This is a genomic window from Nocardia sp. NPDC058658, from assembly GCF_042716665.1.
GTDB lineage: Bacteria > Actinomycetota > Actinomycetes > Mycobacteriales > Mycobacteriaceae > Nocardia.
Map to the genome: position 1 here is coordinate 150,827 of NZ_JBHXRR010000002.1, position 24,608 is coordinate 175,434.

Annotated in this window: 15 protein-coding genes; 9 read left to right on the top strand and 6 right to left on the bottom strand. The window is 68.4% G+C overall.

Features of this window, described 5'->3' with window-relative positions; all coding sequences use genetic code 11:
• Positions 1–11: 11 nt before the first annotated feature.
• Together ACFWUP_RS05965 and ACFWUP_RS05970 are read right to left on the bottom strand one after the other, a co-directional pair.
• On the bottom strand, positions 12–4,022 hold the full coding sequence (locus ACFWUP_RS05965; protein ID WP_379231738.1) for an AAA domain-containing protein: 4,011 nt from the start codon (positions 4,020–4,022) through the stop codon (positions 12–14).
• Positions 4,023–4,154: 132 nt separating this feature from the next.
• Entirely contained in the window at positions 4,155–5,957 is a 1,803-nt protein-coding gene (locus ACFWUP_RS05970; protein ID WP_379231229.1) for a DEAD/DEAH box helicase, read from the bottom strand.
• A gap of 62 nt (positions 5,958–6,019) precedes the next feature.
• Here ACFWUP_RS05970 and ACFWUP_RS05975 point away from each other — a divergent pair, with 62 nt between their 5' ends.
• Positions 6,020–6,877: a carbon-nitrogen hydrolase family protein gene (locus tag ACFWUP_RS05975; RefSeq protein ID WP_379231231.1), complete on the top strand. Its 858-nt coding sequence runs from the start codon at positions 6,020–6,022 to the stop codon at positions 6,875–6,877.
• Positions 6,878–6,888: 11 nt separating this feature from the next.
• Complete coding sequence (locus ACFWUP_RS05980) at positions 6,889–7,509, top strand: phosphoribosyltransferase (protein WP_379231233.1); 621 nt, start codon at positions 6,889–6,891, stop codon at positions 7,507–7,509.
• A 175-nt stretch (positions 7,510–7,684) separates the two neighbouring features.
• On the opposite strand, the gene ACFWUP_RS05985 is transcribed toward ACFWUP_RS05980, so the two are convergent.
• Both ACFWUP_RS05985 and ACFWUP_RS05990 read right to left on the bottom strand, forming a co-directional pair.
• Positions 7,685–8,863, bottom strand: a complete 1,179-nt coding sequence (locus ACFWUP_RS05985) for an amino acid deaminase/aldolase (RefSeq protein WP_379231235.1) — start codon at positions 8,861–8,863, stop codon at positions 7,685–7,687.
• 46 nt (positions 8,864–8,909) lie between these two features.
• A complete protein-coding gene (locus ACFWUP_RS05990; RefSeq protein WP_379231237.1) occupies positions 8,910–9,446 on the bottom strand; it encodes a TetR family transcriptional regulator in 537 nt (178 codons plus the stop codon).
• A 314-nt stretch (positions 9,447–9,760) separates the two neighbouring features.
• Here ACFWUP_RS05990 and ACFWUP_RS05995 point away from each other — a divergent pair, with 314 nt between their 5' ends.
• Positions 9,761–10,504 carry a tyrosine-protein phosphatase gene (locus ACFWUP_RS05995; RefSeq protein ID WP_379231239.1) on the top strand — a complete coding sequence of 248 codons (744 nt, stop codon included), beginning with the start codon at positions 9,761–9,763 and terminating at the stop codon, positions 10,502–10,504.
• 384 nt (positions 10,505–10,888) lie between these two features.
• On the opposite strand, the gene ACFWUP_RS06000 is transcribed toward ACFWUP_RS05995, so the two are convergent.
• The gene (locus ACFWUP_RS06000; protein ID WP_379231241.1) at positions 10,889–12,133 is read right to left on the bottom strand and encodes a class I adenylate-forming enzyme family protein; all 1,245 of its coding nucleotides are present in this window, start codon (positions 12,131–12,133) and stop codon (positions 10,889–10,891) included.
• Between the two features lie 77 nt (positions 12,134–12,210).
• Positions 12,211–13,005 (bottom strand): enoyl-CoA hydratase/isomerase family protein, encoded by a 795-nt coding sequence (locus tag ACFWUP_RS06005; protein ID WP_379231243.1) that lies wholly within the window; start codon positions 13,003–13,005, stop codon positions 12,211–12,213.
• Between the two features lie 160 nt (positions 13,006–13,165).
• Between ACFWUP_RS06005 and ACFWUP_RS06010 the strand changes: the two genes are divergently transcribed.
• The 6 genes from ACFWUP_RS06010 to ACFWUP_RS06035 all read left to right on the top strand — a co-directional run bounded on the left by ACFWUP_RS06010 (position 13,166) and on the right by ACFWUP_RS06035 (position 24,607).
• Entirely contained in the window at positions 13,166–13,882 is a 717-nt protein-coding gene (locus tag ACFWUP_RS06010; RefSeq protein ID WP_379231245.1) for a hypothetical protein, read from the top strand.
• Positions 13,879–14,835, top strand: a complete 957-nt coding sequence (locus ACFWUP_RS06015; protein WP_379231247.1) for an ATP-binding cassette domain-containing protein — start codon at positions 13,879–13,881, stop codon at positions 14,833–14,835. The genes ACFWUP_RS06010 and ACFWUP_RS06015 overlap by 4 nt, the downstream gene beginning before the upstream one ends.
• Positions 14,832–15,617 (top strand): ABC transporter permease subunit, encoded by a 786-nt coding sequence (locus tag ACFWUP_RS06020; RefSeq protein WP_379231249.1) that lies wholly within the window; start codon positions 14,832–14,834, stop codon positions 15,615–15,617. Before ACFWUP_RS06015 ends, ACFWUP_RS06020 begins: the two co-directional genes overlap by 4 nt.
• Positions 15,617–19,264, top strand: a complete 3,648-nt coding sequence (locus ACFWUP_RS06025) for an ABC transporter ATP-binding protein (protein ID WP_379231251.1) — start codon at positions 15,617–15,619, stop codon at positions 19,262–19,264. Before ACFWUP_RS06020 ends, ACFWUP_RS06025 begins: the two co-directional genes overlap by 1 nt.
• Positions 19,265–19,368: 104 nt before the next feature.
• Positions 19,369–23,148 (top strand): multifunctional oxoglutarate decarboxylase/oxoglutarate dehydrogenase thiamine pyrophosphate-binding subunit/dihydrolipoyllysine-residue succinyltransferase subunit, encoded by a 3,780-nt coding sequence (locus ACFWUP_RS06030; protein ID WP_379231253.1) that lies wholly within the window; start codon positions 19,369–19,371, stop codon positions 23,146–23,148.
• Positions 23,149–23,434: 286 nt separating this feature from the next.
• Positions 23,435–24,607, top strand: a complete 1,173-nt coding sequence (locus ACFWUP_RS06035) for a hypothetical protein (RefSeq protein WP_379231255.1) — start codon at positions 23,435–23,437, stop codon at positions 24,605–24,607.
• Position 24,608 lies beyond the last annotated feature (1 nt).

The following is a 24,608-nucleotide window of genomic DNA, read 5'->3' on the forward strand; positions in this document are numbered from 1 at the left end:
ATCACCAGCCACTAGCCGAGCTGAAGGAACCCCGCCAGATCAGCCAGCTCTTCCTCCGTGTCGGGAAGGTACTCGGTGAGCAACGGCGACCGGATGACAATGGCCTTCCACATCGCCCGGCACAGCGTGGCGTGAATGACAGTGCGCGACAACAGAGGTCGCATCCCGAACGGTGCGTCAGCAGGCGTCGACGTAGTCATCGACAGCAGCACAACCGCGGCTTCGCGCCCACGGAAACGATCAGGTGTCCCTACGAGCACATCCTCGATCTTGGCCCGCGCCAACAATGTTCGAATCCGCGCCACCTGCGCCGCATAGGGCGCGACGACAACGATGTCGTGCGGATGGAGCTTGCGAGTGCCCCCATCGGAAGTCCAGCTCTCACCGAGCAGCACCCGCACCTGACGCACCACTTCCCGCGCCTCGGCGTCGGATTCCGTGGCACTGCCCCGATGTTCGACCAGCACCGTACTCACCCCGGGTGCGATACCCGCCAAATCCCTTGTCAGCGTGATCGCTTCGTCCGCCAGCAACCGCCCGTCATAGCAGCTCGCCGAAACCGGTTCACAGATCGCCGGGTGCATGCGCCAAGTACGGTCGAGGAAGTACCCGCGCTCGACGGGCAACGTCGCCGCACCCTCGCACAGCCACTCCAACACCGAAACCTGTACCGGCTCCGGATGTTTCGCCTGCGACCTGGCAGGCACCGGATCACCGATCAGCAGCAGGTTGCGCGCACTCACTGCGACCGCGACGGTGTCGGCCAGCGAGCATTCACCCGCGTCCGCGATCACCAACAGGTCGAGTGCCCCGGGCGCGATCAGCCGGTCGTCGACGAAATCCGCTGTGGTGCCACCGATTACACAACCGTTCACAGCGTTGTCGAGGAAGCGCGGATACCGCGTGGCATCGATCGCCGACCATTCCGGACCGACCGACGCGACGTCCTTCTTCGCCACGAGTTCGGGCAGCAACCCCGCCTCGACCACCGCGTCGAAGATTCGCTCGATCACCGCGTGCGATTGCGCCACCACGCCGATCCGCCACTTGTGCCGGGTGACGAGCCGCTCGAGCGCACGCCCGGTGATCCCGGTCTTGCCGGTGCCGGGCGGGCCGTGCACAGCCAGGTACGAGGCGTCGAGAGCACCGACCGCGTGGGCGAGGACGGCGCCGAGGTCGTCGTGGGGCCGCGGCAGCGCCATCCCGTCGCGCAGTCGTGGCGCACGGCGCAGCAGCAGGTCGTAGACCGCGTTCTCCGGCACCCACGGCAGGCTCATCAGCAGGTCCTGGGCGGTGTACTCGAGGGCGGCCTCGATTTCGGCTTCGCCCTCGGGCGGACCGGGGGCGATCGCGGCGGGCAGGTCGTCGTAGGGCGGGCAACCCGCCGGGAGCAGTTCTTCCAGCCGCACGGTGTCGTCGAAATTCGGGTCGACAGCACAACCGAGCACGGTGGCGGTGGCGGTGGCGCGGCGGCCGAGGGTCTGGGTCATGCCCGCCGCGGCGGCACCGTCGTAGATGGTGACCATCTGCGTTCCGGGGGTGAGCGTGGCGCCCGTGCCGAGCCTGCCGGTGAGCGTGAGGTAACGGCGCATCGTCGGAAGTTGCGGCGTGCGATGCCATTTGGTGTCGACAGTGCCCCACTCCACGACGAGCACGCCCGGCGCGTCGGCCCACTCGCCGACGGGATGGCCGAGGCGATCGATATGTGCCCACCAGCGAGGCTGCCGTTCGCGCCGGTGATAGCCGAGAACAGCCGCTGTCAAGGAGGCCGCACGAGCCGACTCTCCTTGCGCGTCAGCGGCGAACTCGCTCAGCGCCGCTTCCAGCGAACCCGGATGCAGCGATGGCGGCACATCGGATTCCGCGACGACGAACCCGTTGCCCGGCACCGCGATTCCCGCTTCCGCCGCCCGATCGAGCAACCAGTCCCGGATACCGAGCACCGTCGCCGCGCGCCCCGGCGTATCCGGCAGTAACGCGGCGAGACCCGCTGCGTCATAAGACTGTTCACCGATCAGCAGCGCGGTGCGCACGATCGGCGCGAGATCCACCAGCGCCCGATCAGCCAGCAGTTCGTCCAGCAGATCAGCCCCGGTCCCGAGCTGTCCCGCCCCATCGAGCAGGGCCGTCCGAACATCCGAACCGTAGTGGTACACCCGCACATTCGGATCCACCGCCCGATGCTCGGCAATGATCTCGAGCAACTCCTCGAGCACGCCCTGCGCCGACGGGGCGCCACCCCCCACGGTCACCGCGTCGAATTCGCCGAGATCGGGCGCTCGGGCAGCGCTTGCATCCGGCCGAAAACCGCTTGCGCCACCGCCCGCATTCACCGGGTTCAACTCGCCCGGACCGGCCGTGCGGGCTTCGCTTGCCCCCGGCAGAGAACCGATCGCCCCACCGACTACAGAATGATCAGGGCCACGGGTACCACCGTCGACACCACCGTCCGCGCGACCGTGGGCGGTGAGGCCATCGTCCATTCGTCCGACAGCACCCGCACCCGACGAGTCGGCGCGCGGATAACCGGCCGGATTCGCGGGTTCGACGCCACCGGGGCCGAAGACCACGGCGTTCGTGTCCCTCGGACCGACCGTGGCAGTTCGATGGCCGGCGGTGCTCGACTGCGCGATACCGGCGATGACCGGGCGGAAGACGATGGTGGTGGCGTCGGCTAGTTCGAGGCCGGTGATGGAGCCGTGGCGGTCCAGGTCGATGACCAGGGCGAGGTCGCCGGGGCGTGGGGCGGGGAGGGCGCCGAGGGCGGTGGCGTCGCGCAGGACGTAGGCGGGGCGGCCGGTGCGTTCGCGGACGAGTTGGATGTCGGCCTGTTTGCGCAGGGCCGCGAGAGTGCGGGGCGCGAGGCCCGGGACGGGAGTGTCGGAGGTCGCCAGGCGGTCGATGGTGAGCACGCCCGCCTCGCGCAGCCTGGCTCGCTGCGCGGCACGGATTCCCGCGACCAGCAACAGGTCTCGCGCATTAGCCGCGGCCGCACGACAAGTGGGGCACCGACCGCACGCCAGATAGCGCGGATCACCCCACTGCACCGGCAGCAATTCCGCCAGCTTGTCCTCGATGATCAGCTCCACCCGAGCCCGCCGCGCCGAATACACCGGCGCCAACTCGTGTGTCGCCACCCGCCGCACACCTTCAGCCGTCGACAGATACGCCGAGGGATCAACGCCAACACCCATGTCGGCAAGCGCCTGCGCACATGCCGCGAATTCGAGCCGAGCACACAGCATTTCACGGGCAGAGTCGACCTTGACCGCCTGCACCGAGGCCGCGATGCGCTCGAAAGGCGTCCGCCCAGCAGCCAATTCGCGCCGCAGCACCCGACCATCGGCGGGAGAAACCGTCGCCCCGACGAATCCACTGGTCTCGCCGCCGGCAGACCCCGACTCCGGCATTGAATCGACAGCACGCGACCAGCCCGAAACATCCGAATTCGGCAGCACTGCCCCGGAACTCGCAGCAGATTGTCCGACTGCCGCCTCCGAGTCGACCCCCGCCATCCATGCCTGCGCGACGGCCCCGCTCCGCAACGACGTGGGCACGCCAACCGCTACCCGACCGACACCGCCGTGCAGCGTGTAGCGCAATTCGCCACCGCCAGGTCCTGATTCCCCGTCAGCACCGCGCGATTGCTCGTCAGCAAGGTCGGTAGAGCGGACCAATAGTTCTGCACCGCAGGCGAATCGACCATCGAAGAACACCGCACCGTGAATCGCCTCGGCACCGGCAGACAAGGCTTGCGCAGTCGCCTCAGCGGCAGCTGAAAGGGCGGCGATCCGAGCCGACGCATCCCCACCGACCACCTCGGCCGACGGAATCCGAACCAGCCGCTCACCGAAATGAGCGAGCAGTTCGGCGGATGGTTCGGCCGAACGCACGAGCGCAGTGGTGTCGGGTACTCCGGGCAGGTTGCCGAGGGCGGCGTCGATTCCGCGCAGCACCGCGAACTCACAGTTCGCCGCGCGCGCGAGATCGCCGACGGCACCGACCACCCGATCACCCGACACGAACAAGCGCGGCCCTCCTGTGTTCACGCACACCCGACGCCCAACACCTTAACCAGCGTGGCGAAAGACCAGCACACTACCCGCGAACAGCGCGAAGGCGCCGACCACGGGCGTGGTGCACACGAGCGGGACTCAGGTGCGCGGCTTGCGCCGTTCGGTACGCGGACGCGCCTCACGGTCGCGGCGCGGGCCACGAGCGTTCAGCCGCTGCGCCGGGGCGCCCTGGTCGGGCGTCAGCTGGATCAGCACGCCGCTGATCCTGGTGCGCCGCAAGGCTTCCAGCGTTTCGTTGGGCAGGTTGGCCGGCAGCTCGACGAGGCTGTAGTCGGGCCGGATGCTGATGTGCCCGAAGTCGCTGCGACGCAGGCCGCCCTCGTTGGCGATGGCGCCGACGATCGCGCCCGGCACCACCCGGTGGCGCTTGCCGACGCTGATCCGGTAGGTGGCGAGTTCTTCGCCGTTCTCCCGGTTGAACGACGGCGGACGCGGGGCCCGGTCCTCGTCGTCGTAGCGGCGCGGTGCGCGCTCACGGTCGCGATCGAAGTCACGCTCGCGGCGCGGCGCGGGCTCCGGCTCGGGCGACATGAAGAAGTTGTCACCGTCGTAGCCGCCGACGGCAAGGGCCGCGGCGATGTCGGCGAGCGGGGTGTTGTGCTCGGCTTCGTAGTCCTCGATCAGCTTGCGGAACAGCGCGATGTTGTCCGAGGCCAGGTTCTCGGTGATCGAGTCACCGAACTTCGACGCGCGAGTGGCGTTGACGTCGTCGACCGACGGCAACTGCATCTCGGTGAGCGCGCTCTTGGTGGCCCGCTCGATCGACTTGAGCAGGTGCCGCTCACGCGGGGCCACGAACAGCAGCGCCTCGCCCGAACGGCCCGCGCGACCGGTGCGGCCGATGCGGTGCACGTAGGACTCGGTGTCGTGCGGGATGTCGTAGTTGACCACGTGCGAGATGCGGTCGACGTCCAGACCACGCGCAGCCACGTCGGTGGCGACGAGGATGTCGATGCCACCGGACTTCAGCTGCCCGATGGTGCGTTCACGCTGGTTCTGCGCGATGTCACCGTTGATCGCGGCGGCGGAGAAACCACGCGAGCGCAGTTTCTCGGCCAGCTCCTCGGTGGCCTGCTTGGTGCGCACGAAGATGATCATCGCCTCGAAGGCTTCGACCTCGAGCACGCGAGTCAGGGCATCTAGCTTGCGCTGATGCGACACCTGCACGTAGCGCTGGGTGATGTTCGAGCTGGTCTGGGTCGTTGACTTGACCGTGATCTCGACCGGGTCGTTGAGGTACTGCTTGGAGATCTTGCGGATCACGCCCGGCATGGTGGCCGAGAACAGCGCGACCTGCTTGTCCTTGGGGGTGTCACGCAGGATGCGCTCGACGTCTTCCTGGAAGCCCATCTTGAGCATCTCGTCGGCCTCGTCGAGCACCAGGTAGCGCAGCTCGGAGAGATCGAGCGTGCCCTTCTCCAGGTGGTCGATCACGCGACCGGGGGTACCCACCACCACGTGCGCGCCGCGACGCAGACCCGACAGCTGCACGCCGTAGCTCTGCCCGCCGTAGATCGGCAGCACGTGCAGGCCGGGGATGTGCGAGGAGTACTTGCCGAAGGCCTCGGCGACCTGGATCGCGAGCTCACGCGTCGGCGCGAGCACCAGGGCGCTCGGCTTCTTCTGCGCGGTGTCCAGATTCATCAGAATCGGGATCGCGAATGCGGCGGTCTTGCCGGTGCCCGTCTGCGCGAGGCCGACGACGTCCGCGCCCGCGAGCAGCGGGGGGATCGTCGCCGCCTGGATCGGGGACGGGGTTTCGTAGCCCACATCGGCGATGGCCCGCAGCACGCGGTCATCGATCCCGAGATCGGCGAAAGTCGGGCCGGTGTCGTTCCTGTCGTTGTCGGCAGGAACGCTGTCGACCTCATTTGTGTTCATTGACCACGAGTTTACTGCCTGGAGGTAGCTGCCCCAACCACCAGGTGAATACGGTGAGACCTATGCAACTGCAGAACGGGTCAACACATCAGGAACTCGAGCCGGTGACGGTGCCGATCGCGGTGGTCCAATTCGCGCCCGAAACCGACCCCGACACGAATTTGTCGACCCTGCGCGAACACGTTCGGACGGCTGCCGACGCGGGCGCTCGCGTGGTGGTCGCACCCGAATACTCGATGTTTGCCGTGACGCGCCTGGACGAGCGTGTCGTGGCGATCGCGCAGCCGCTCGACGGTCCTTTCACCACCGGACTCGCCGCGCTCGCAGCCGAATTCGGAGTGTTCCTGGTGGCCGGCGTGGTGGAGTTGCCCGCGCCGGGCGCCACCCGGATCAGCAATACGCTCGTCGCGCACGGTCCCGACGGCGCGCGGGTGGCGCTGTATCGGAAGGTCCATTTGTACGACGCGTTCGGGCATCTGGAATCGGATGTGGTGGCCGCCGGACCGATCGTCGCGCCTGCCACATTCACCGTCGACGGTGTGATATTCGGCATGCAGACGTGTTTCGATCTGCGATTTCCGGAGGGGTGTCGGCGTGTCGCGGCGGCGGGCGCGCACGTGCTGCTGCTCCCCGCGCAATGGATTCCGGGGCCCGCCAAGGTCGACCAGTGGACGACGCTGCTGCGGGCCCGCGCCATCGAGAACACCGTGTACGTGGCGGCGGCCGATCAGTGCGCGCCGCGCGGTGCGGGCGCGTCGATGATCGTGGATCCGGCGGGAACCGTACTGGCCGAACTCGGCGACGAGCCGGGCGTGCTCACCGCGACCGTGGATCCGGCGCACCTGGCGAAGGTGCGGGCCGCCAATCCCAGCCTTTCACTGCGACGTTTCACCATTTCCGAGGCCGCGGCACCGGAGTAGCGTTCGAGGCGATGGTCTACCCGGATCGCGCAGCGGCGGGCCGCGCCCTCGGCACGGCCCTCGAACACCTGCGGACCACCCGTCCGCTGGTGCTCGGGCTGCCACGCGGGGGTGTGCCGGTGGCGGCGGCGGTGAGCGCGGCGATCGGCGGGGAACTCGATGTGCTGCTGGTGCGCAAGCTGGGGTTGCCGTGGCAGCCGGAGCTGGCGATGGGGGCGCTCGGGGAGAGCGGGCTTCTGGTGCTGAATCGTGATGTCGTCGAGCGCAGTGGGGTCACCGCCGAGGCGTTCGACGAAGTGGAGCAGGCCGAGCGGGCCGAACTCCGTCGTCGGCAGGCGCTGCTGCGCGTCGGCGCGCCGATCCCCCTGTCGAGGCGCACGGTGGTGATCGTCGACGACGGAATGGCGACCGGGGCGACGGTGGTGGCCGCGTGCCGGGTGGCCAGGGCGCAGCGGCCGGATCGGCTGGTGGTGGCGATGCCGGTGTCCTCACCCGAGGCGGCTGCGCGGGTGGAGCGGGAGTGCGATGAACTCGTCTGCCTGTGGACGCCTACCGATCTCGGCGGGGTCGGCATGGCGTACGGCGACTTCCATCAGCTGGCCGACGACGAGGTCATCGGGCTACTGCGCTGAGCCGTTCGCGCTACTGCGCTGAGCCGTTCGCTCAACTCCGCCGAGCCAATCGCGCACCCCGCCGAGCCGGCCGCGCCAAGGCAGGCGCGCAACCCCGCCAAGTAGTTCGCGTAGCCGCGCCGAGGCAGTTCGTGCTGCCGCACCGAGGCAGTTCGTGCTGCCGCGCCGTGCGGTCTCAGCCGAAGCACTGCCCTTCGCCACGGTAGGTGGGAACCGTTGTGCGCGAACCGGACTCGTCGACCAGGTGAATCTCGGCGAAGCGCTCACACAGCTCGCCCGCCTTGGCGTGACGGAACCAGACCCGGTCGCCGATCTCGAGTTCCGCGCCACCCGCGAGGGGTGTCTGGACCTCGCCGGCGCCCTCGGAGCCGAGCAGTTTCAGCCCGGCGGGCCACACGGGAACCGGCACGCGACTGGGGCCCGCGGGACCAGAGGCGATGTAGCCGCCCGCGAAGACGGTCGCGATGGTCGGGGCGGGTTTGCGCAGGACCGGAGTGGCGAAGAACAGCGCGGGGCGGGGCGTGAACGAGCGGTAGTGGTCGAACAGGGTCGGCACGTAGAGGCCGGAACCGGCGGTCACCTCGGTGACGTCGGGGTCGCTGATCGAGACTTCGATCGAACCGGTGCCGCCGCTGTTGACGATCTCCAATTCGCCGACCACCGCGCGGACCGCGTCGAGCACCCGGGTGCGCCTGCGTCCGATTTCGAGGGCGGACAGGCGTTTCACCACGCGGACGGCGGGGTTGCTGTCGGGCAGGCCGGCGATCTGTGACTCATAAGTCATCACGCCGACCACGTTGAATCCGCGACGCACAGCCTCGGCGGCCAGTTCGGCGGCCTCTTCGGGAGTGCGCACCGGCGAGCGGCGGGCGCCCAGATGCAGCGGGCCGATCCGCAGCGCGGCATCGACATCGAGGCAGACGCGCGGATGGGCAAGATCGGTTCCCAGCGCGGCGCGGGTGAGTTCGAGCTGGGCGACGTCGTCGATCATCAGCGTGATCGCGTCGAACAGGGTGGGCGCGGCGGCGAGTTCGGCCAGCGCCGCGCGGTCGAGGACCGGGTAGCCCAGCAGGACATCGCGCGCACCGAGGCGGACCAGCCAGATGGCCTCGCGCAGCGAGTACGCCATGATCCCGGCGAAGCCGTCGCGGGCGGTGAGGCCATCACCGAGCACGCGCTCGAGCACGGCCCGGCAGCGCACCGATTTGCTGGCCACCCGCACCGCGATGCCGTTCGCCCGTCGAACGAGGTCGGCGGCATTGCGGTCGAGCGCGGTCAGGTCGACGGCGGCCAGCGGCGGGTCGAGCTCCGCGGTCGCCGCGTGCAGCTGGTGCAGCGATGTCGTCTCGGTCACGCGTCTACTGAACCACCTATTTGGTCAATCGTCCAGCACCGCGTGATCAGCTTTCGACGGCCTTCAGGGTCAGGCAGCCGACCAGGTCGTCGATCACCACGAGAATGGTCTCGTCGTTGCCGTCGGCGAGCCAGCGCAGTACCGCGCCATGGAACACCGACACGAGGTAGCCCGCGACCGAATCGACCGGCTCGAGCCACTGCGTGCCGGACAGGCGCGCACACATCGTGAGGAAGTCGGTGGCCTCGTTGTCCATCTCGCGGAACATCGCGACCGCGGTCGGATCGCCGACGGTTTCACCCGAGGGCACCCACCGCTGACGCAGCGTCTGCAGCGCGGCTTCGTAGGCGGCTATTCGCCGAGCGGGCGCGGCCTTCACCAATGGCCAGTACGTGCTGAGCCCAGCATGGAGGAAAATCCGCAGCGCACGGACACCGGTGGCGTCGGTACTGGCGGCGGCTTGTTCGACGGCATCGCAAACGGCAGGCCGTAGCGAAATTTCTGTTAGTTCACGACTGGCGCTCAACGACGACTCCTCGGCAACAAATATCGCTGCCCGCGGCGATGCGAGCTTGGTGGTCACCGAGCTCGATCTTAGAAGGTTTTCAGGATTCACGAACTGGTTCAGCCATCCTTTTCAGACTGAAAGATTGTTTTGTTATCCGAATGCGACCTTTTGTAAAACCGACCATACGGCCTCAATTTTTCGCATCCCTGGATATCCAGCACCCCCGCGCCGGAATCCGCGCACCTGGTCAATTGTACAAGTTGGCTATGGCCGACCCCGCGGGGTGTGGGCGACGGCACAGTGGCACCTGCGGGAACGGACGCGACACATCCGATGACGATCCGCGAACTCGGGCGCGGCGGCACCGGAATCGCCGATAACCTGATCGGGTGACTCTCTCGCCTCCCGCCGACCAGTTCGCCCTCAGCGGCACCTTCAATTTCCGCGATGTGGGCGGCCTGCGCACCGCCGACGGCACCACGGTGCGCCCCGGCGTGCTGCTGCGCTCCGCCCAACTGAGCGGTCTGGACGACAAAGGCCACGCCACCCTGCGTGAATGGGGCGTCACCGACGTACACGACCTGCGCGGCATCGTCGAGATCGACCACATCGGCCACGACGCCCTCCCTGACGACGTGCGCCTGCACGTCACACCGTTCGATTCGCGCATGGAAGAGGCGCCCCCGCACGAGGCGAAGACCATCTCCGCCTTCGCCCACATGATCGAGGTCTACCGAGCCTTCCCCACCCTGCCCGAAGCCCACACCGCAATCGCCGAACTGGCGGGCTCGATCGTCCGCGGCGACGGCGCCGTCCTGGTCCACTGCGCCGCAGGCAAAGACCGCACCGGCTGGGCGGTCGCCACCCTCCTGCGCGCGGTAGGCGTCACCGAGGACGACGTCTACGCCGACTTCCTGTCCAGCAACGCCGCCGTAGAACCCCTGCGCAGACTCCTCGAACCCAAGATCGGCAACGGCGACGCCCTTTCCGCCGACCTCCTCGGCGTGCGCGAGGAATACCTACGCACCGCCGACGCCGCCGTCCACGAGCACCACGGCAACATCGAGAACTACCTCACCACCGTCGGCCTCACCGGCGAACTACGCGCAGCCCTACAGTCCCGCCTGGTGTAAACAACCCAAAATCCGCCACACCCACACCCACACCCCCAGCCACACGCCACACCCCCCATCCGCCACACCCCCACTCCCAACCACACCGCACACCCCGTATCCGCCACACCCGCACTCCCAACCCCCACGCCCGACCCCTGGGGAGGGCCGCCGCGAAGCGGCGTAGCGGCCCGGCCGCGAGTTAGCCGCCGTTGCGTCGAGGCGCAGCCTCTAGCAACGGCGGCTAACTCGCGGCCCCAAGGGGGCCGCGCTCGAGCGCGCCAGCGCTCCAATAAACACAGCCTCAAACCTCTGGGACAACTCAAACCCCGAAGCCCTCCCACACAACCCACCCCGGGCCCACTCAAAACCCCAAACCTCGGCTCCCCCTCCAACCCGCACCGATCACAACCCACTAACCCGCCGAACCGGCTCCACCCGAACCAGCCCATCAGCATCGATACTCACGAAATCCCCCGTATGGAACCAGCTTCCACTGAACCGAGCAGCCGAGGCACCAGGATCGTTCCAGTAGCGTCGGCTGACATTCGGTCCACGACACAGCAATTCGCCATGACCAGCACTGGCCTGCGGTCCAGCAAGCGCCAATTCCGTTCCACCAAAAGCGAACCCGAGCGTCGCATCGGAATCAGCGAGGTCGGTGTCATCGACCATCAGGCCGATACCACTCGTCTCGGTAGCCCCCCAGACCGACCACTGCTTGGCCTCAGGAAACAGCCCGCGCAGCGCGGTGGTGAGAGTCGCGGGCGCGGCGGCGGCAGCACGCTCGGAGCGGTGACAAGCCTTGCTGATCCGCCGCACACCAGCCCCGGCCCGGCGAGCGACAAGCTCGGGCACCAGCCCCGCGAAGATCCGCGGCGTCGCCGAGACCGTGTCGATCCGCTCACTGACCAGCACATCGGCGAACCGACGAGCACCCGGCGCGAGAACAACAGTGCCACCGACAGCGAAGGTGGGCAGCAACTGATCCACACATCCGCTGGCATGCGCCAACGGCAGCAGCACCAAATTCCGCAACCCATCGGCGGGCAACCCGAGCGCACCGACCACCGACGACACCGCAGACAGCAAGTTCTCATTGGTCAACTCGACACCAGCGGGCATCGCCTGACGCGCCCCGGTGTAGCAGAGCAGCGCCGGATCATCCAGCGCCGCACCATCATCGATGTAAGCGGTGCTGTCGGGCAGCGGCCCATCCGGCCCGAGCACGAAATCCGCTCTGCTGTCAGCGATCACCCGCTCGGCGATCCCAGCGGGCAACGCATCGGGCACCAGCACCGGCACCGCCCCGGAGAGCAAAGCCCCGAGAAACGCCTGCACCCAGCGCGCACCGGTCGGCATGTGCACCGCGACCCGATCCCCGTAGCCGATGCCGTGGTCCTGCAGCCCGCCCGCGATCCGCGAGGCGCTGTGCCACAGTTCGCGATACGTCAGGCGCGGCCCGCCGACCTCGACGACCGCCTCCCGATTCGTGAACGAGTGCACCCGCAGATCGAGCAGTTCCGTGAGGGCCGGATTGAGGTCGCCATAGCGCAGCACCCCGTCGGTGCCCCGCCGCAGCTGCGTTGCCGCACCGGTGGCGGGGAACTCGAAGACGGCCGCGCCCGGTTCGTGCTCGCCATGACCCATCCGGACCTCCGTACGTCGATACAGCCGCAACACGACTATATGACGTGGATCACACCGCTGTCAGGCACTCGGCGCCCCTATTCGCCGCGATAGGTCGCCTTGCCCGGGCCGATGTCGAGAAAGCTGCGGACCGCGCCGCGCAGGTCCGCGGTGCCGAAGAGTTCGCCCGAGATCTTCGGGGTCACCGAATCGGCGTGTGCCACACCGCCGGAACGCCACGCCTCGATGATCTGCTTGGTCGCGGCGTGCGCGCGGGTGGGGCCGTCGGCGAGCCGGGTGACCAGGGCGCGAGCGGCGGTTTCCAGGTCTTCGTGGATCGCGTTCACCACGCCCCACTCGGCCATCGTCGCGGCGGTGTAGAGGTCGCCGGTCATCACGAACTCGCGGGCGCGGCCCGAGCCCGCCCGTTCGGCCAGGCGCTGCGGTCCACCCATCGACGGCGTCAGCCCCACGACGGTCTCGACGAGCCCGAACTTGGCCTTCGGCGCGGCCAGGATGATGTCGCAGGCGAGGGACATTTCGAACGCGGCGGTCAGCGTGAGCCCGTGCGCGGCGAACACCACCGGGCACGGCAGCGCTTCGAGGGGGTGGATGATCTGCTCGAACAGCTCACGCCACAGCTGCGCGCCCTCCTCGACGGTGCGCCCGTCGAAGATGTTCACATCGACGCCACCCGAGACAACTTTGCCTTCGGCCCTGATCAACAGCGCCCGCGGCGGCTGCGCGCTCACTGCGGCGATATCGGCGATCAGCGCGTCGATGAGGGCGCGATCGAACAGGTTCAGCGGCGGGTGGTCGATCGTGATCGTCGCGACCTCGGCACCACCTTCGGTGAACTCGCGCGATAGTCGGGTCGGCAGGGTTTCGCTCATCGGGTCAGCGTAGAACTTCCGCCCCGCCGCCGACAGGGCAGTGGAAACTGGTCACCTACGTCACGGAACCGCGGACTGTCGGTGGTCGTTGGGATGATGAACCCACCGGCACGGAAGTGCCCTACAGTTCGACTCGTTGGGGCGAAGAGGAGGCGAACCCGTGTTCAAGAACGCGATCGAAAAAGCCGTGGTCGATGTGCTCGACACCGGGTCCAAGCTGCAGGCGCCTGCCGTGCGCCGCTATGTCGAGTTCCTGCGTGAGCGTCATCCCGGGGAGAGTCCGGGCCAGATCGTGGCGCGGCTGGAGAAGCAGTATCTGCTCGCCGTCACCGGTAGCGGCGCGGCGGTCGGCGCCACCGCGGCGGTGCCCGGTATCGGCACCATCGCCGCGCTCGGGGCCGTGAGCGCCGAGACCGTGTTCTTCATGGAGGCGTCGGCCCTGTTCACCCTGGCCAGGGCGGCGGTGCACGGCATCGAGCCCGAGGACAAGGAGGCGCGGCGCGCGCTGGTGCTCGCGGTCGTACTCGGCGACGCGGGGATGGCGATCGTGCAGAAGGGGCTGAGCACCCAGTCGAAGAATTGGGCGGGCGCGCTGGCGGGCAAGGTTCCCGGCCTCGGCGGGATCAACAGCAAACTGCTGCAGCAGTTCATGAAGCGGTTCATCACCAAGCGGGTCGCGTTGATGGCCGGCAAGGTGCTGCCCGCGGGTATCGGTGCCGCCATCGGTGGCGCGGGTAACCGGGCGCTGGGCAAGGTGACCATCGAGAACGCGCAGAAGGCTTTCGGGCCCCCGCCCGCGCTGTGGCTCACCCCGCTGCACAACGTGATCGACGCCGATCCGCTGCCCGCGATCGGCAGCAAGGTGACCAAGAAGTGAGCAAGAGCGGTGATGTCGTGCTGGTGCGTGGCGTCGGCAAACAGTTCGGCCAGGTGAGCGCGGTCCACGAGATCGACTTCGCCGTGCCGACGGGTTCGGTGACCGCGCTCGTCGGACCCGCGGGAGCGGGCAAGTCGACGGTGCTGCAGATGGTGCTCGGATTACAGCAGCCGACCACGGGCAGCATCGCCGGCGTCGAGCGTGGCCCGGCCGCGGTCGGCGCCGTGCTGAGTCCGCGTGGCCTGCATCCGGGCCGCACGGTGCGCGATCAGCTCGGGTGCTACGCGCCGGTCGCGGGTGCGTCGCGGCGTCGGGTCGCCGCGGTGCTCGACGAGACCGGGCTGACCGCCGCCGCCGAAACTGTTGTGGGCCAGTTGCATCCGGGCCAGCAGACGCGCCTGGCCCTGGCCTTGGCGTTGCTGGCCGATCCCCCGCTGCTCGTGCTCGACGATCTGTTCGCCGGTGCGAACGGCATCGAACGTGGCTGGCTGCACGAACTGCTGCGCCGCCACGCCAACCGCGGCGGCACCGTGCTGGTGAGTTCCGACGCGCTGGCCGATGTGGTGTCGAGCGCCGATCAACTCGTGGTGCTCAGCGAGGGCACCGTCGTCTGGCAGGGCACACCGGCCAAGTTGCGCCGCGGCCATCCCGATCGTCTCGTCGTCGCCGCGCAACCCTCGATCGCACTGGCGACAGCACTGGCCGGTCATGGCTTCACCGACGCGGTCATGCGACCCGACGGACGCCTGGCCGTCGCCGAGGCGAACGAGGCGACCATCCGGTCGATCGCGGCGAGCGCGCAGGTCAAGCTCGGCAGCATCGTCGCCGACCCCATCCACCCCGACCGGGTGCTGGCCTCGTTGACCAAACCGCGCCGTCACCGCCACACCGTGCCCACCCCGGCGCCCGCCGCGTACGCCCCCGCACCGACCTCGTATGGGATGCCTCGATGACCACCTCCGTGATCCCCGCCGATCTCGTTCCCGGGATCGAGACCGAGGCGCGCAAGATCGTCGCGCTGCGCCAGACCCGGCTGCTGCTGGCCGCGCCGATCGCGTTGGCGCTGGTCGCGACGCTGATCACGGCGATCATGTCGGGACCGGCCGATCCCAAGGGCCAGCCAGCGACCGGGGCCGCCACGATCGGCCTCTATGTCGGGATGGTGGCCGTCTTCGTGGTCGCCGCACTGCTCGGCATCGCCTCGACCGGTGGCGAATACCGGCACAAGACCATGGCGCTGACCGTGCTGTTCGCGCCCGATCGCGACCGGCTGGTCACGGCGAAATACGTCGCGGGCGCGGCTGTCGCGTTCACGCTGGCGTTGGCCGCCGAACTGGTGAGTTTCCTGGTGCTGCTGGTCGCCGCGCGTGGAAAATTCGAACTCGGCTGGCGGCTGATCGAAGTGCTCGCCGCCGGGCTCCTTGTCGCCATGTGCTGGGCCGTGCTCGGCGCCGGAATCGGGCTGCTGTTGCGCACTGTCAGCGGCGCGGCCTGGCTGGTGCTCGGCTGGGCTTTCGTCCTCGAACCGCTGATCTGGGTGGTGGCCAAGGGTTTCGGGGCGGGCTGGCTCGCCGCGCTGCTGCCCGTTTCGGCCACGGTGGCCGGGGTGAGCGCGGGCTCGTTCGACGAGGCCGAGGTCTTCGCGCCGACTCCGGCGGCACTGGTTGTCCTGCTGCTGTGGACAGCGGCGGTCGGCGCCGCGGGGTGGTGGGACCTGCGCAACCGAGACCTGTAGTGCCTGCCGCCACGGGAACGCCCGGGTGGATCCGCAGGCTGTGGCGCCTGTGTCTGGAACATCCCCGGTTGCTGGCGGGGATCGCGGTCTCGGTGCTGGCCGGTGCGGCCGTCGCGATCGCCGCGCCGCTGGCCACCAAACGCGCGGTCGACGCCGCGCAGGTGGGCGATACCGCGGTGATCGGCGGCGCCGCCGCACTGCTCGCCGTACTGGCGGTGACCCGGTTCGTCGTCACCTTCGCGCGCAGGCTCTGGGCGGGCAAGCTGTCGCTGGAAGTGCAACACAGCCTTCGTGTTTCGCTGCTCGGCGCGCTGCAGCGGCTCGACGGCGCGGGCCAGGACGCGATTCGGACCGGGCAGGTGGTGTCGCGGTCGATCACCGATCTGCAACTGGTGCAGGGACTGCTGGCGATGGTGCCGTGGTCGGGTTTGGCGGTGTTGCAGTTCGTGCTGTCGGCGGTCGTGATGGTGTGGCTGAGTCCGCCGCTCGCGTTGGCCGCGCTGCTGGTGGCGCCCGCGATGGCGGTGATCGTGTTGCGGCTGCGGCCCCGGCTCTACGCGGCCACCTGGTCGGCGTCCCAGCGCGCGGCCGACCTGGCCGAGCACGTCGAGCAGACGGTGACGGGCGTGCGGGTGGTAAAGGGTTTCGGGCAGGAAGCCCGGATGGTCGACATCCTCGAGGACCACGGCCGGCTGTTGTTCGCCGAGCGGATGCGCGCCGCGCGGATCAATGCCAGGTTCGCACCGCTGGTGTCGGCGCTACCGCAGGCCGGGCTCGTCGCGGTGATCATCGTCGGCGGCGTGCTCGCCTCGCACGGCACGATCGGCATCGGCACCTTTCTCGCGTTCACCGCCTACCTCGCCACCATGACGTCCTCGGCCCGCACGATCACCTCGGTGGTGATCATGGCCCAGCTCACCAAGGCCGCGGTCGATCGCGTGTTCGGAGTCATCGACGCGGCGCCGGTCCTGGTCGACCCCGACGACCCCACCTCGCTGCCACCCGGTCCGCTCGGCATCGAATTCGATGCCGTCAGTTTCGGTTTCGAAGCCGATCGGCCGGTGTTGCACGACCTCGATCTCAGCGTGCGGCCCGGTGAGACGGTCGCGGTGATCGGGCCCGCGGGCTCGGGCAAGTCCACGCTGTCGCTGCTGCTCCCCCGCTTCTACGCACCCGACGAGGGCCGGATCAACCTCGTCGGCACCGACGGCATCCGCGTCGATCTGGCCGACCTGCGCGCCGAGGAACTACGCGGTGCGGTGGGTGTCGTCTTCGACGATCCGTTCCTGTTCTCCGACACCATCGCCGCCAATATCGCGCTCGGCGTGCCGGAGGCCACCGACGCCGCGATCGCCGAAGCCGCGAAGGCCGCCGCCGCGGACGAGTTCATCGACGCGCTGCCCGAGGGCTACGACACCGTCATCGGCGAACGCGGGCTCACGCTGTCTGGCGGCCAACGCCAGCGCATCGCCCTGGCCAGAGTGTTGCTCACCCGCCCGCGCGTGCTGGTGCTCGACGACGCCACCTCCGCGGTCGACGCCGTCACCGAGGCGGAGATCTTCCGCAGGCTGCCCGATCCGGGCGGGCGCACCACGCTGATCCTGGCGCACCGCGAGTCGACGCTGGCCCACGCCGACCGCGTCATCCGGCTGCCCGCACCCGGAAACCCGCGCCGGGCCGCCGACAGCGCCGTCGACCCCGGCACCGGGTCGATGGCACCGACGGTGGCCGCGTTGACCAAAACCCTCGGCGACGCGGGCAAACCGCGCTCGATGTCGTCGGCGTCGAACGACCTCAGCGAAACACCGGAACTGCGTGCCGCCGTCGACGCCCTGCCACCGGCGACCGAACAACCGGCTCTGCCCGGCGACCTGCGCGCACCCCAACCCGACTTCGGTCTGCGCGCACTCCTGCGCCCGGTGCCTCGCCTGGTGTGCGTGGTCGTCGGCCTGCTCATCGTCGACGCCCTGCTCGGCATCGCCTTCCCACCGCTGGTCCGCTATGCCATCGACACCGGCGTCACCGCGGGCGACGACACCGCGCTCGTTCTTTCGGGGGTGATCGGGATCGGGCTGGTCCTGGCCGGCTTGGTCGTCACCGCCGCGGTCACCGTGCTCACCGCGCGCACGGGCGAGCGCGTGCTGTTCGGGCTGCGGGTGCGCAGTTACGCCCAGCTGCAACGCCTCGGCCTGGATTTCTACGAACGCGAACTGTCCGGCCGCATCATGACCAGGATGACCACCGACGTCGACGCACTGTCGACGTTCCTGCAGACCGGCGTCGCCACCGGACTGGTCGCGCTGATCACCCTGGTCGGTGTCGCGATCGGGCTGTTCTTCATCGACGCCGGGCTGGCCGCGGTCGTGCTGATCATCGTGTTGCCGATGCTGCTGGCCACGCTGCTGTTCCGGCGGGTTTCCTCGGCGGCCTACACCGTCTCGCGCGAACGGGTCTCGGCGGTCAATGCCGGATTCCAGGAGAACATCGCGGGCCTGCGCGCCGTGCAGGCCGCCCGCGACGAACCGAGGGCCGCGCGCCGCTTCGCCGAATACTCCCACCGCTACCGCGACGCGCGGATTCGCGCGCAGCGGGCCATCGCGGCGTATTTCTCGTTCGGGCTGGCCTGGGCCGACCTGGCGCTGGCCGTGGTGGTTTTTCTCGGCGCGAACGCCGTGGCCGACGGTCGGACGACCACCGGAACGCTCGTCGCCTTCGTGCTCTATCTCGGCCTGCTGTTCAGTCCCATCCAGGAGTTGTCGCAGGTCTTCGACGGATATCAGCAGGCCAGAGTCGGTCTTCGGCGCATCGGCGAGTTGCTGCGCACCGAGTCCTCGATCGCCGCCGACCCACCCGACGCGATCGGCATCGAGCGACTGCGCGGCGAGATCGTCTTCGACGACGTCGGATTCCGCTACCCGGGCGCTAACAACCCCGCGCTCGACGGCGTGTCCTTCACCGTCCCGGCCGGCGCGACGCTGGCCCTCGTCGGCCCCACCGGCGCGGGCAAATCGACCATTGTGAAACTGCTCGCCCGCCTCTACGACCTGCCGCCCGACCCGGCCGCGGGCGCGATCCGGATCGACGGCGTCGATTTACGTAAATTTGTGCTCACCGACTACCGCTCGCGGCTGGGAATAGTCCCCCAAGAAGTTCACTTGTTCACCGGCGACGTGGCGAGCAACATTGCATTCGGGCAAACATTCGCTACATCGGTGGACATCGCGACCGCCGCCGACAAGGTGGGCGCGACCGAGATGATCAACGGATTACCACGAAAAATGGCGCATCCGGTCGGCGAACGCGGGCGCGGATTATCGGCGGGACAGCGTCAGCTGATCGCGCTGGCCAGGGCCGAACTAGTCGATCCCGACCTGCTCCTACTCGATGAGGCAACCTCCACCCTCGACCCGGAAACCGAGGCATCGGTGCTGGTAGCGAGCCGATCGCTGGCGCGCGGCCGGACCACCGTGGTGGTCGCGCACCGACTCGCGACCGCGGCGCGCGCCGATCTGGTTGCGGTGGTCGAACACGGCCGTATCGTGGAATTCGGCTCCCCGTCGGAATTACTCGCCAGTAGCGGACCGTACTCCCGACTCTGGGCGGCGGGGAGGCAGGCAGAGGGCATAGTGTCGACCCAAGACCGGTAGCGACGCCTGTCAACCGCTGGGCATATGCTCGGTGCGGGCGCATCGGCAGACATGGCTGATACCCCTGCCGGGCACGTCACAAACGTCGCAGCGCGAAGAACGAAATGAGGCGAACACCAGCTGTGAGCAGCTCAACTTCCCAGTTCGGACAGAACCAGTGGCTAGTCGACGAGATGTATCAGAAGTTCAAACAGGACCCGTCCTCGGTCGACGCGAGTTGGCACGAGTTCCTCGCGGATTACACCCCGGAAGCCACCGAAGCCGGTAGCAGCACACCGGTAGCCTCCACCGCTCCCGCGGCAGCCGCGGCTCCCGAGGTCGCCGCCGCGCAGGCTCCGGCGCCCAAGGCCCCGGCTCCCAAGGCACCGGTAGCTACGGCACCGCCGAAGCCTGCCGCTGCCCCCGCTGCGGCGCCCGCGCCCAAGACCGTGCGCGCACCGCAGACCACACCTGCACCGGTGTCGAACGCACCGGCCACCACCTCCGCACCCAAGGCGCCCGCCGCCGGTCCGGAGAACAAGGTGCTGCGCGGTCCCGCCGCTGCCATCGCCAAGAACATGTCGGCCTCGCTGACGATCCCCACCGCGACCTCGGTGCGCGCCATCCCGGCCAAGCTGATGATCGACAACCGCCTGGTGATCAACAACCACCTCGCGCGCACTCGCGGCGGCAAGATCTCGTTCACCCACCTGCTGGGTTACGCGATCGTGCAGGGCATCAAGGCGTTCCCGAACATGAACCGCCACTTCGCCGAGATCGACGGCAAGCCGAACGCGGTCACCCCGGCCCACACCAACCTGGGCCTGGCGATCGACCTCGCGGGCAAGGACGGCAACCGTTCGCTGGTCGTGGCGGCCATCAAGGAAACCGAAGACATGAGCTTCGGTCAGTTCCACGCCGCCTACGAGGACATCGTGCGCCGCGCCCGGGAGGGCAAGCTCGGTGCCGACGATTTCGCCGGCGTCACCATCTCGCTCACCAACCCCGGCACCATCGGCACCGTGCACTCGGTGCCGCGCCTCATGCCGGGCCAGGGCGCGATCATCGGCGCCGGTGCGATGGAGTACCCGGCCGAGTTCCAGGGCATGAGCGACGAACGCCTCGCCGATATCGGCGTCGGCAAGCTGATGACGCTGACCTCGACCTACGACCACCGCATCATCCAGGGTGCCGAGTCGGGCGATTTCCTGCGCACCATCCACAACCTGCTGATCTCCGACGAGTTCTACGACGAGATCTTCCACGGCCTGGGCGTGCCGTACGAGCCGATCCGCTGGCGCAAGGACATCAGCGCGCGCGGTGTCGACAAGAGCGCGCGCGTGCTCGAGATGATCGCGGCCTACCGCAACCGCGGTCACCTGATGGCCGACACCGATCCGCTGCGCCTGGTCAAGGACAAGTTCCGCAGCCACCCCGACCTCGACGTCACCCAGCACGGCCTCACCCTGTGGGACCTGGACCGCACCTTCGACGTGGGCGGTTTCCACGGCCAGGAGCGGATGAAGCTGCGCGATGTGCTCTCGATCCTGCGTGACGCGTACTGCCGCCACGTCGGCGTGGAGTACACCCACATCCTCGAGACCGACCAGCTCAAGTGGATGCAGGATCGGGTCGAGCAGAAGCACGTCAAACCGACTGTCGCGCAACAGAAGTACATCCTGAACCGGCTCAACGCCGCCGAGGCGTTCGAGACCTTCCTGCAGACCAAGTACGTCGGCCAGAAGCGGTTCTCGCTCGAAGGCGCCGAAGCCGTCATCCCGATGATGGACGCCACCATCGACCAGTGCGCCGAGTACGGCATGGACGAGGTCGTCATCGGCATGCCGCACCGCGGTCGCCTCAACGTGCTCGCCAACATCGTCGGCAAGCCGTACTCGAAGATCTTCACCGAGTTCGAGGGCAACATGAACCCGGCGGCCACCCACGGCTCCGGCGACGTGAAGTACCACCTCGGCGCGCACGGCCAGTACCTGCAGATGTTCGGCGACAACGAGATCGAGGTCTCGCTCACCGCCAACCCCTCGCACCTCGAGGCGGTCGACCCGGTGCTCGAGGGTCTGGTCCGCGCCAAGCAGGACCTGCTGGACAAGGGCGACGGCCCCGACGGCTTCTCGGTGATGCCGCTGATGCTGCACGGTGACGCCGCGTTCGCCGGTCAGGGCGTGGTCGCCGAAACGCTGAACCTGTCGGGTCTGCGTGGTTACCGCGTGGGCGGCACCATTCACATCGTGGTGAACAACCAGATCGGCTTCACCACCGCACCGGAGAACTCCCGCTCCACCGAGTACTCCACCGACATCGCGAAGTTCATCGGCGCGCCGATCTTCCACGTCAACGGTGACGACCCCGAGGCCTGCGACTGGGTCGCGCGCCTGGCTGTCGACTTCCGGCAGAAGTTCCGCAAGGACGTCGTCATCGACCTCGTCTGCTACCGCCGTCGCGGGCACAACGAGGGCGACGATCCCTCGATGACCCAACCGGAGATGTACGACATCATCGACACCAAGCGTTCGGTGCGTAAGGCCTACACCGAATCGCTGATCGGCCGTGGCGACATCTCCATGAAGGAGGCCGAGGACGCGCTGCGTGACTACCAGGGTCAGCTCGAGCGCGTGTTCAACGAGGTCCGCGAGCTGGAGAAGTACGTTCCTGAGCCGTCGGAGTCCGTCGAGGACGACCAGAAGGTGCCCGCCACCGTGGTCACCGCGGTCGACAAGTCGGTCCTGCAGCGTATCGGCGACGCGTTCCTGAACACTCCCGACGGTTTCAACGTGCACCCGCGTGTGAAGCCGGTGCTGGAGAAGCGTCGCGAGATGGCCTACGAGGGCAAGGTCGACTGGGCCTTCGCCGAGCTGCTGGCCTTCGGTTCGCTGATCGACCAGGGCCACGATGTGCGCCTGACCGGTCAGGACTCGCGTCGCGGCACGTTCACCCAGCGCCACTCGGTGATCATCGACCGGGTCAACGCGCAGGAGTACACCCCGCTGCACAACATCGGCTCGGAGAAGCCGGGTTGGTTCGCGGTGCACGACTCCGCACTGAGCGAATACGCCGCTGTCGGTTTCGAATACGGCTACTCCCTCGGCAATCCCAACGCACTGGTGTTGTGGGAGGCGCAGTTCGGTGACTTCGTCAACGGCGCGCAGTCGATCATCGACGAGTTCATCTCCTCCGGCGAGGCCAAGTGGGGCCAGCTCTCCGACGTGGTGCTGCTGCTGCCGCACGGCCACGAGGGTCAGGGTCCCGACCACACCTCCGGTCGTATCGAGCGGTTCCTGCAGCTGTGCGCTGAGGGCTCGATGACCGTGGCGGTGCCGTCCACCCCGGCGAACTACTTCCACCTGCTGCGTCGCCACGCGCTCGACGGGATCCGTCGTCCGCTGATCGTCTTCACCCCGAAGTCGATGCTGCGCAACAAGGCTGTGGTGTCCGACGTCAAGGACTTCACCGAGTCGAAGTTCCGTTCGGTGTTCGACGAGCCCACCTACGAATCGGGCGTCGGCGACACCGCCAAGGTCAAGCGCATCCTGCTGACCTCGGGCAAGCTCTACTACGAGCTCGCCGCGGAGAAGGCCAAGCACAAGCGCGAAGACGTGGCCATCGTCCGGATCGAACAGCTCTACCCGATCCCGACGTACCGCCTCAACGAGGCACTGGCCAAGTACCCCAACGCGACCGACATCGCCTGGGTCCAGGAAGAACCCGCCAACCAGGGCGCCTGGCCGTTCTTCGGCCTCAACCTGCCCGAGGTGCTGCCCGAGCGCCTGGGCCGACTGCGCCGCATCTCGCGTCGCGCCATGTCGGCCCCGTCCTCGGGTTCGTCGAAGGTGCACGCCGTGGAACAGGCCGAGATCATCGGCGAGGCCTTCGCGCCGACCACGTAAGTTCTTCTCGCACAACGGTTGACGCCGGGTGGATCATCGCGATCCGCTCGGCGTTCGCCGTTTCCGGGCGAGACGTGGGTCACAGAGTTCTCTTATCCGGGCGGCAACGGCGCCACAGTGTGTCCCGGTAGTGTCCGAATTCTCCTGAGGGGCCCGCCCTGATCTGGACCCCGGGTTGGAGCTGACGGGCACTCCCGCGACGAAGGAGTCCCCGGCGGAGGGAAGATCATGGGCCCGAAGGGCACCGCCTCGAGCGCGCCGGCGCTCCAAAACGCAGGAGCTTGGTATGGCGAGTGGACGTAATGGATACCTGCTGTTGGGCGGGATCGCCTCGGTCGGAGCCGGGGCCGTGCATTTCATGGCGGCCGGGATGCACACCGAGCACGCGACGTTGGCGCGGTTGATGGTGGTACTCGCGGCGATCCAGTGCGCGACCGGACTGGCGGTGCTCCTCAGCGAGCGCAAGATCGTGGTGAGCTCGATGCTCGCAGTGAACGGTTTCGCGGTGGCAATGTGGGCGTTCACTCGGTTCGCCGATGTGGGGTGGATCGCCGGATTGACCGCGGAGTCACCGCAGGTGGCCGACACCGTGTGCGCCGCTTTGGGTGCGCTGGCTGCTCTCGCCGCAGGAATCGGCCTGCTCCGACCTGACGCCACCTTGCCGCCGCTGCGCTCCGGGATCGCGGCCGCCGCGGTGGGTGTGCTCGCGCTGGCTGCGATGCTCAACGGTGTCGGACACGTCCACAGTCACGGCGACACCGGCGATCACGCGCACGCCGCGGGCGACGACCACGCACACGGTGCGGGCGACGACCACGGCTCCGATTCGAACTGGCCTCGCCCCTGGGACCCGACCAAGCCGATCGACCTGTCAGGTGTCTCCGGCGTGACCGCCGAGCAGCAGACCCGCGCAACCAACCTGGTCCGCAGCACCCTCGACGGCCTGCCCGCCTTCGCCGATGTGAATACCGTTGGCGCGCTCGGCTTCCGCTCGATCGGCGACGCGGCGACCGGTTACGAGCACTACATCAACACCGGCTTCATCCGCGACAACAACTTCCTCGACGCCACCCACCCCGAGTCGCTGGTCTACCGGGTCGACGGCACGAACCGCACGCTCGTCTCGGCCATGTACATCGCCAACGGCAAGAAGATCGACGACCCGGCCCTCACCGACTTCGGCGGGTCGCTGATGCAGTGGCACGTCCACGACAACCTGTGCTGGAAGGCGGGCGACAACGGCCCGCAGGTCGCCGGGGTCACCGACGAACAGGGCAACTGCCCGCCCAACTCGATCAACCCCGGCGCGGGCAATCCGATGGTGCACGTGTGGATCGCCCCGCACGAATGCGGCCCCTTCGCCGCCCTCGAAGGCCACGGCGCGGGCCAGGCAGCCGCCCCCGACGGCCGCCGCACCGACGCCTGCGGCCACGGCGACCACGGCGGCGGCCACCGCTGAC

Excerpts from the sequence above, each read along its gene's own strand:
- ACFWUP_RS05970 (WP_379231229.1), bottom strand. The coding sequence starts at position 5,957 with ATGAACACAAATGAGGTCGACAGCGTTCCTGCCGACAACGACAGGAAC.
- ACFWUP_RS05975 (WP_379231231.1), top strand. The coding sequence starts at position 6,020 with ATGCAACTGCAGAACGGGTCAACACATCAGGAACTCGAGCCGGTGACG.
- ACFWUP_RS05980 (WP_379231233.1), top strand. The coding sequence starts at position 6,889 with ATGGTCTACCCGGATCGCGCAGCGGCGGGCCGCGCCCTCGGCACGGCC.
- ACFWUP_RS06000 (WP_379231241.1), bottom strand. The coding sequence starts at position 12,133 with ATGGGTCATGGCGAGCACGAACCGGGCGCGGCCGTCTTCGAGTTCCCC.
- ACFWUP_RS06005 (WP_379231243.1), bottom strand. The coding sequence starts at position 13,005 with ATGAGCGAAACCCTGCCGACCCGACTATCGCGCGAGTTCACCGAAGGT.
- ACFWUP_RS06020 (WP_379231249.1), top strand. The coding sequence starts at position 14,832 with ATGACCACCTCCGTGATCCCCGCCGATCTCGTTCCCGGGATCGAGACC.
- ACFWUP_RS06030 (WP_379231253.1), top strand. The coding sequence starts at position 19,369 with ATGAGGCGAACACCAGCTGTGAGCAGCTCAACTTCCCAGTTCGGACAG.
- ACFWUP_RS06035 (WP_379231255.1), top strand. The coding sequence starts at position 23,435 with ATGGCGAGTGGACGTAATGGATACCTGCTGTTGGGCGGGATCGCCTCG.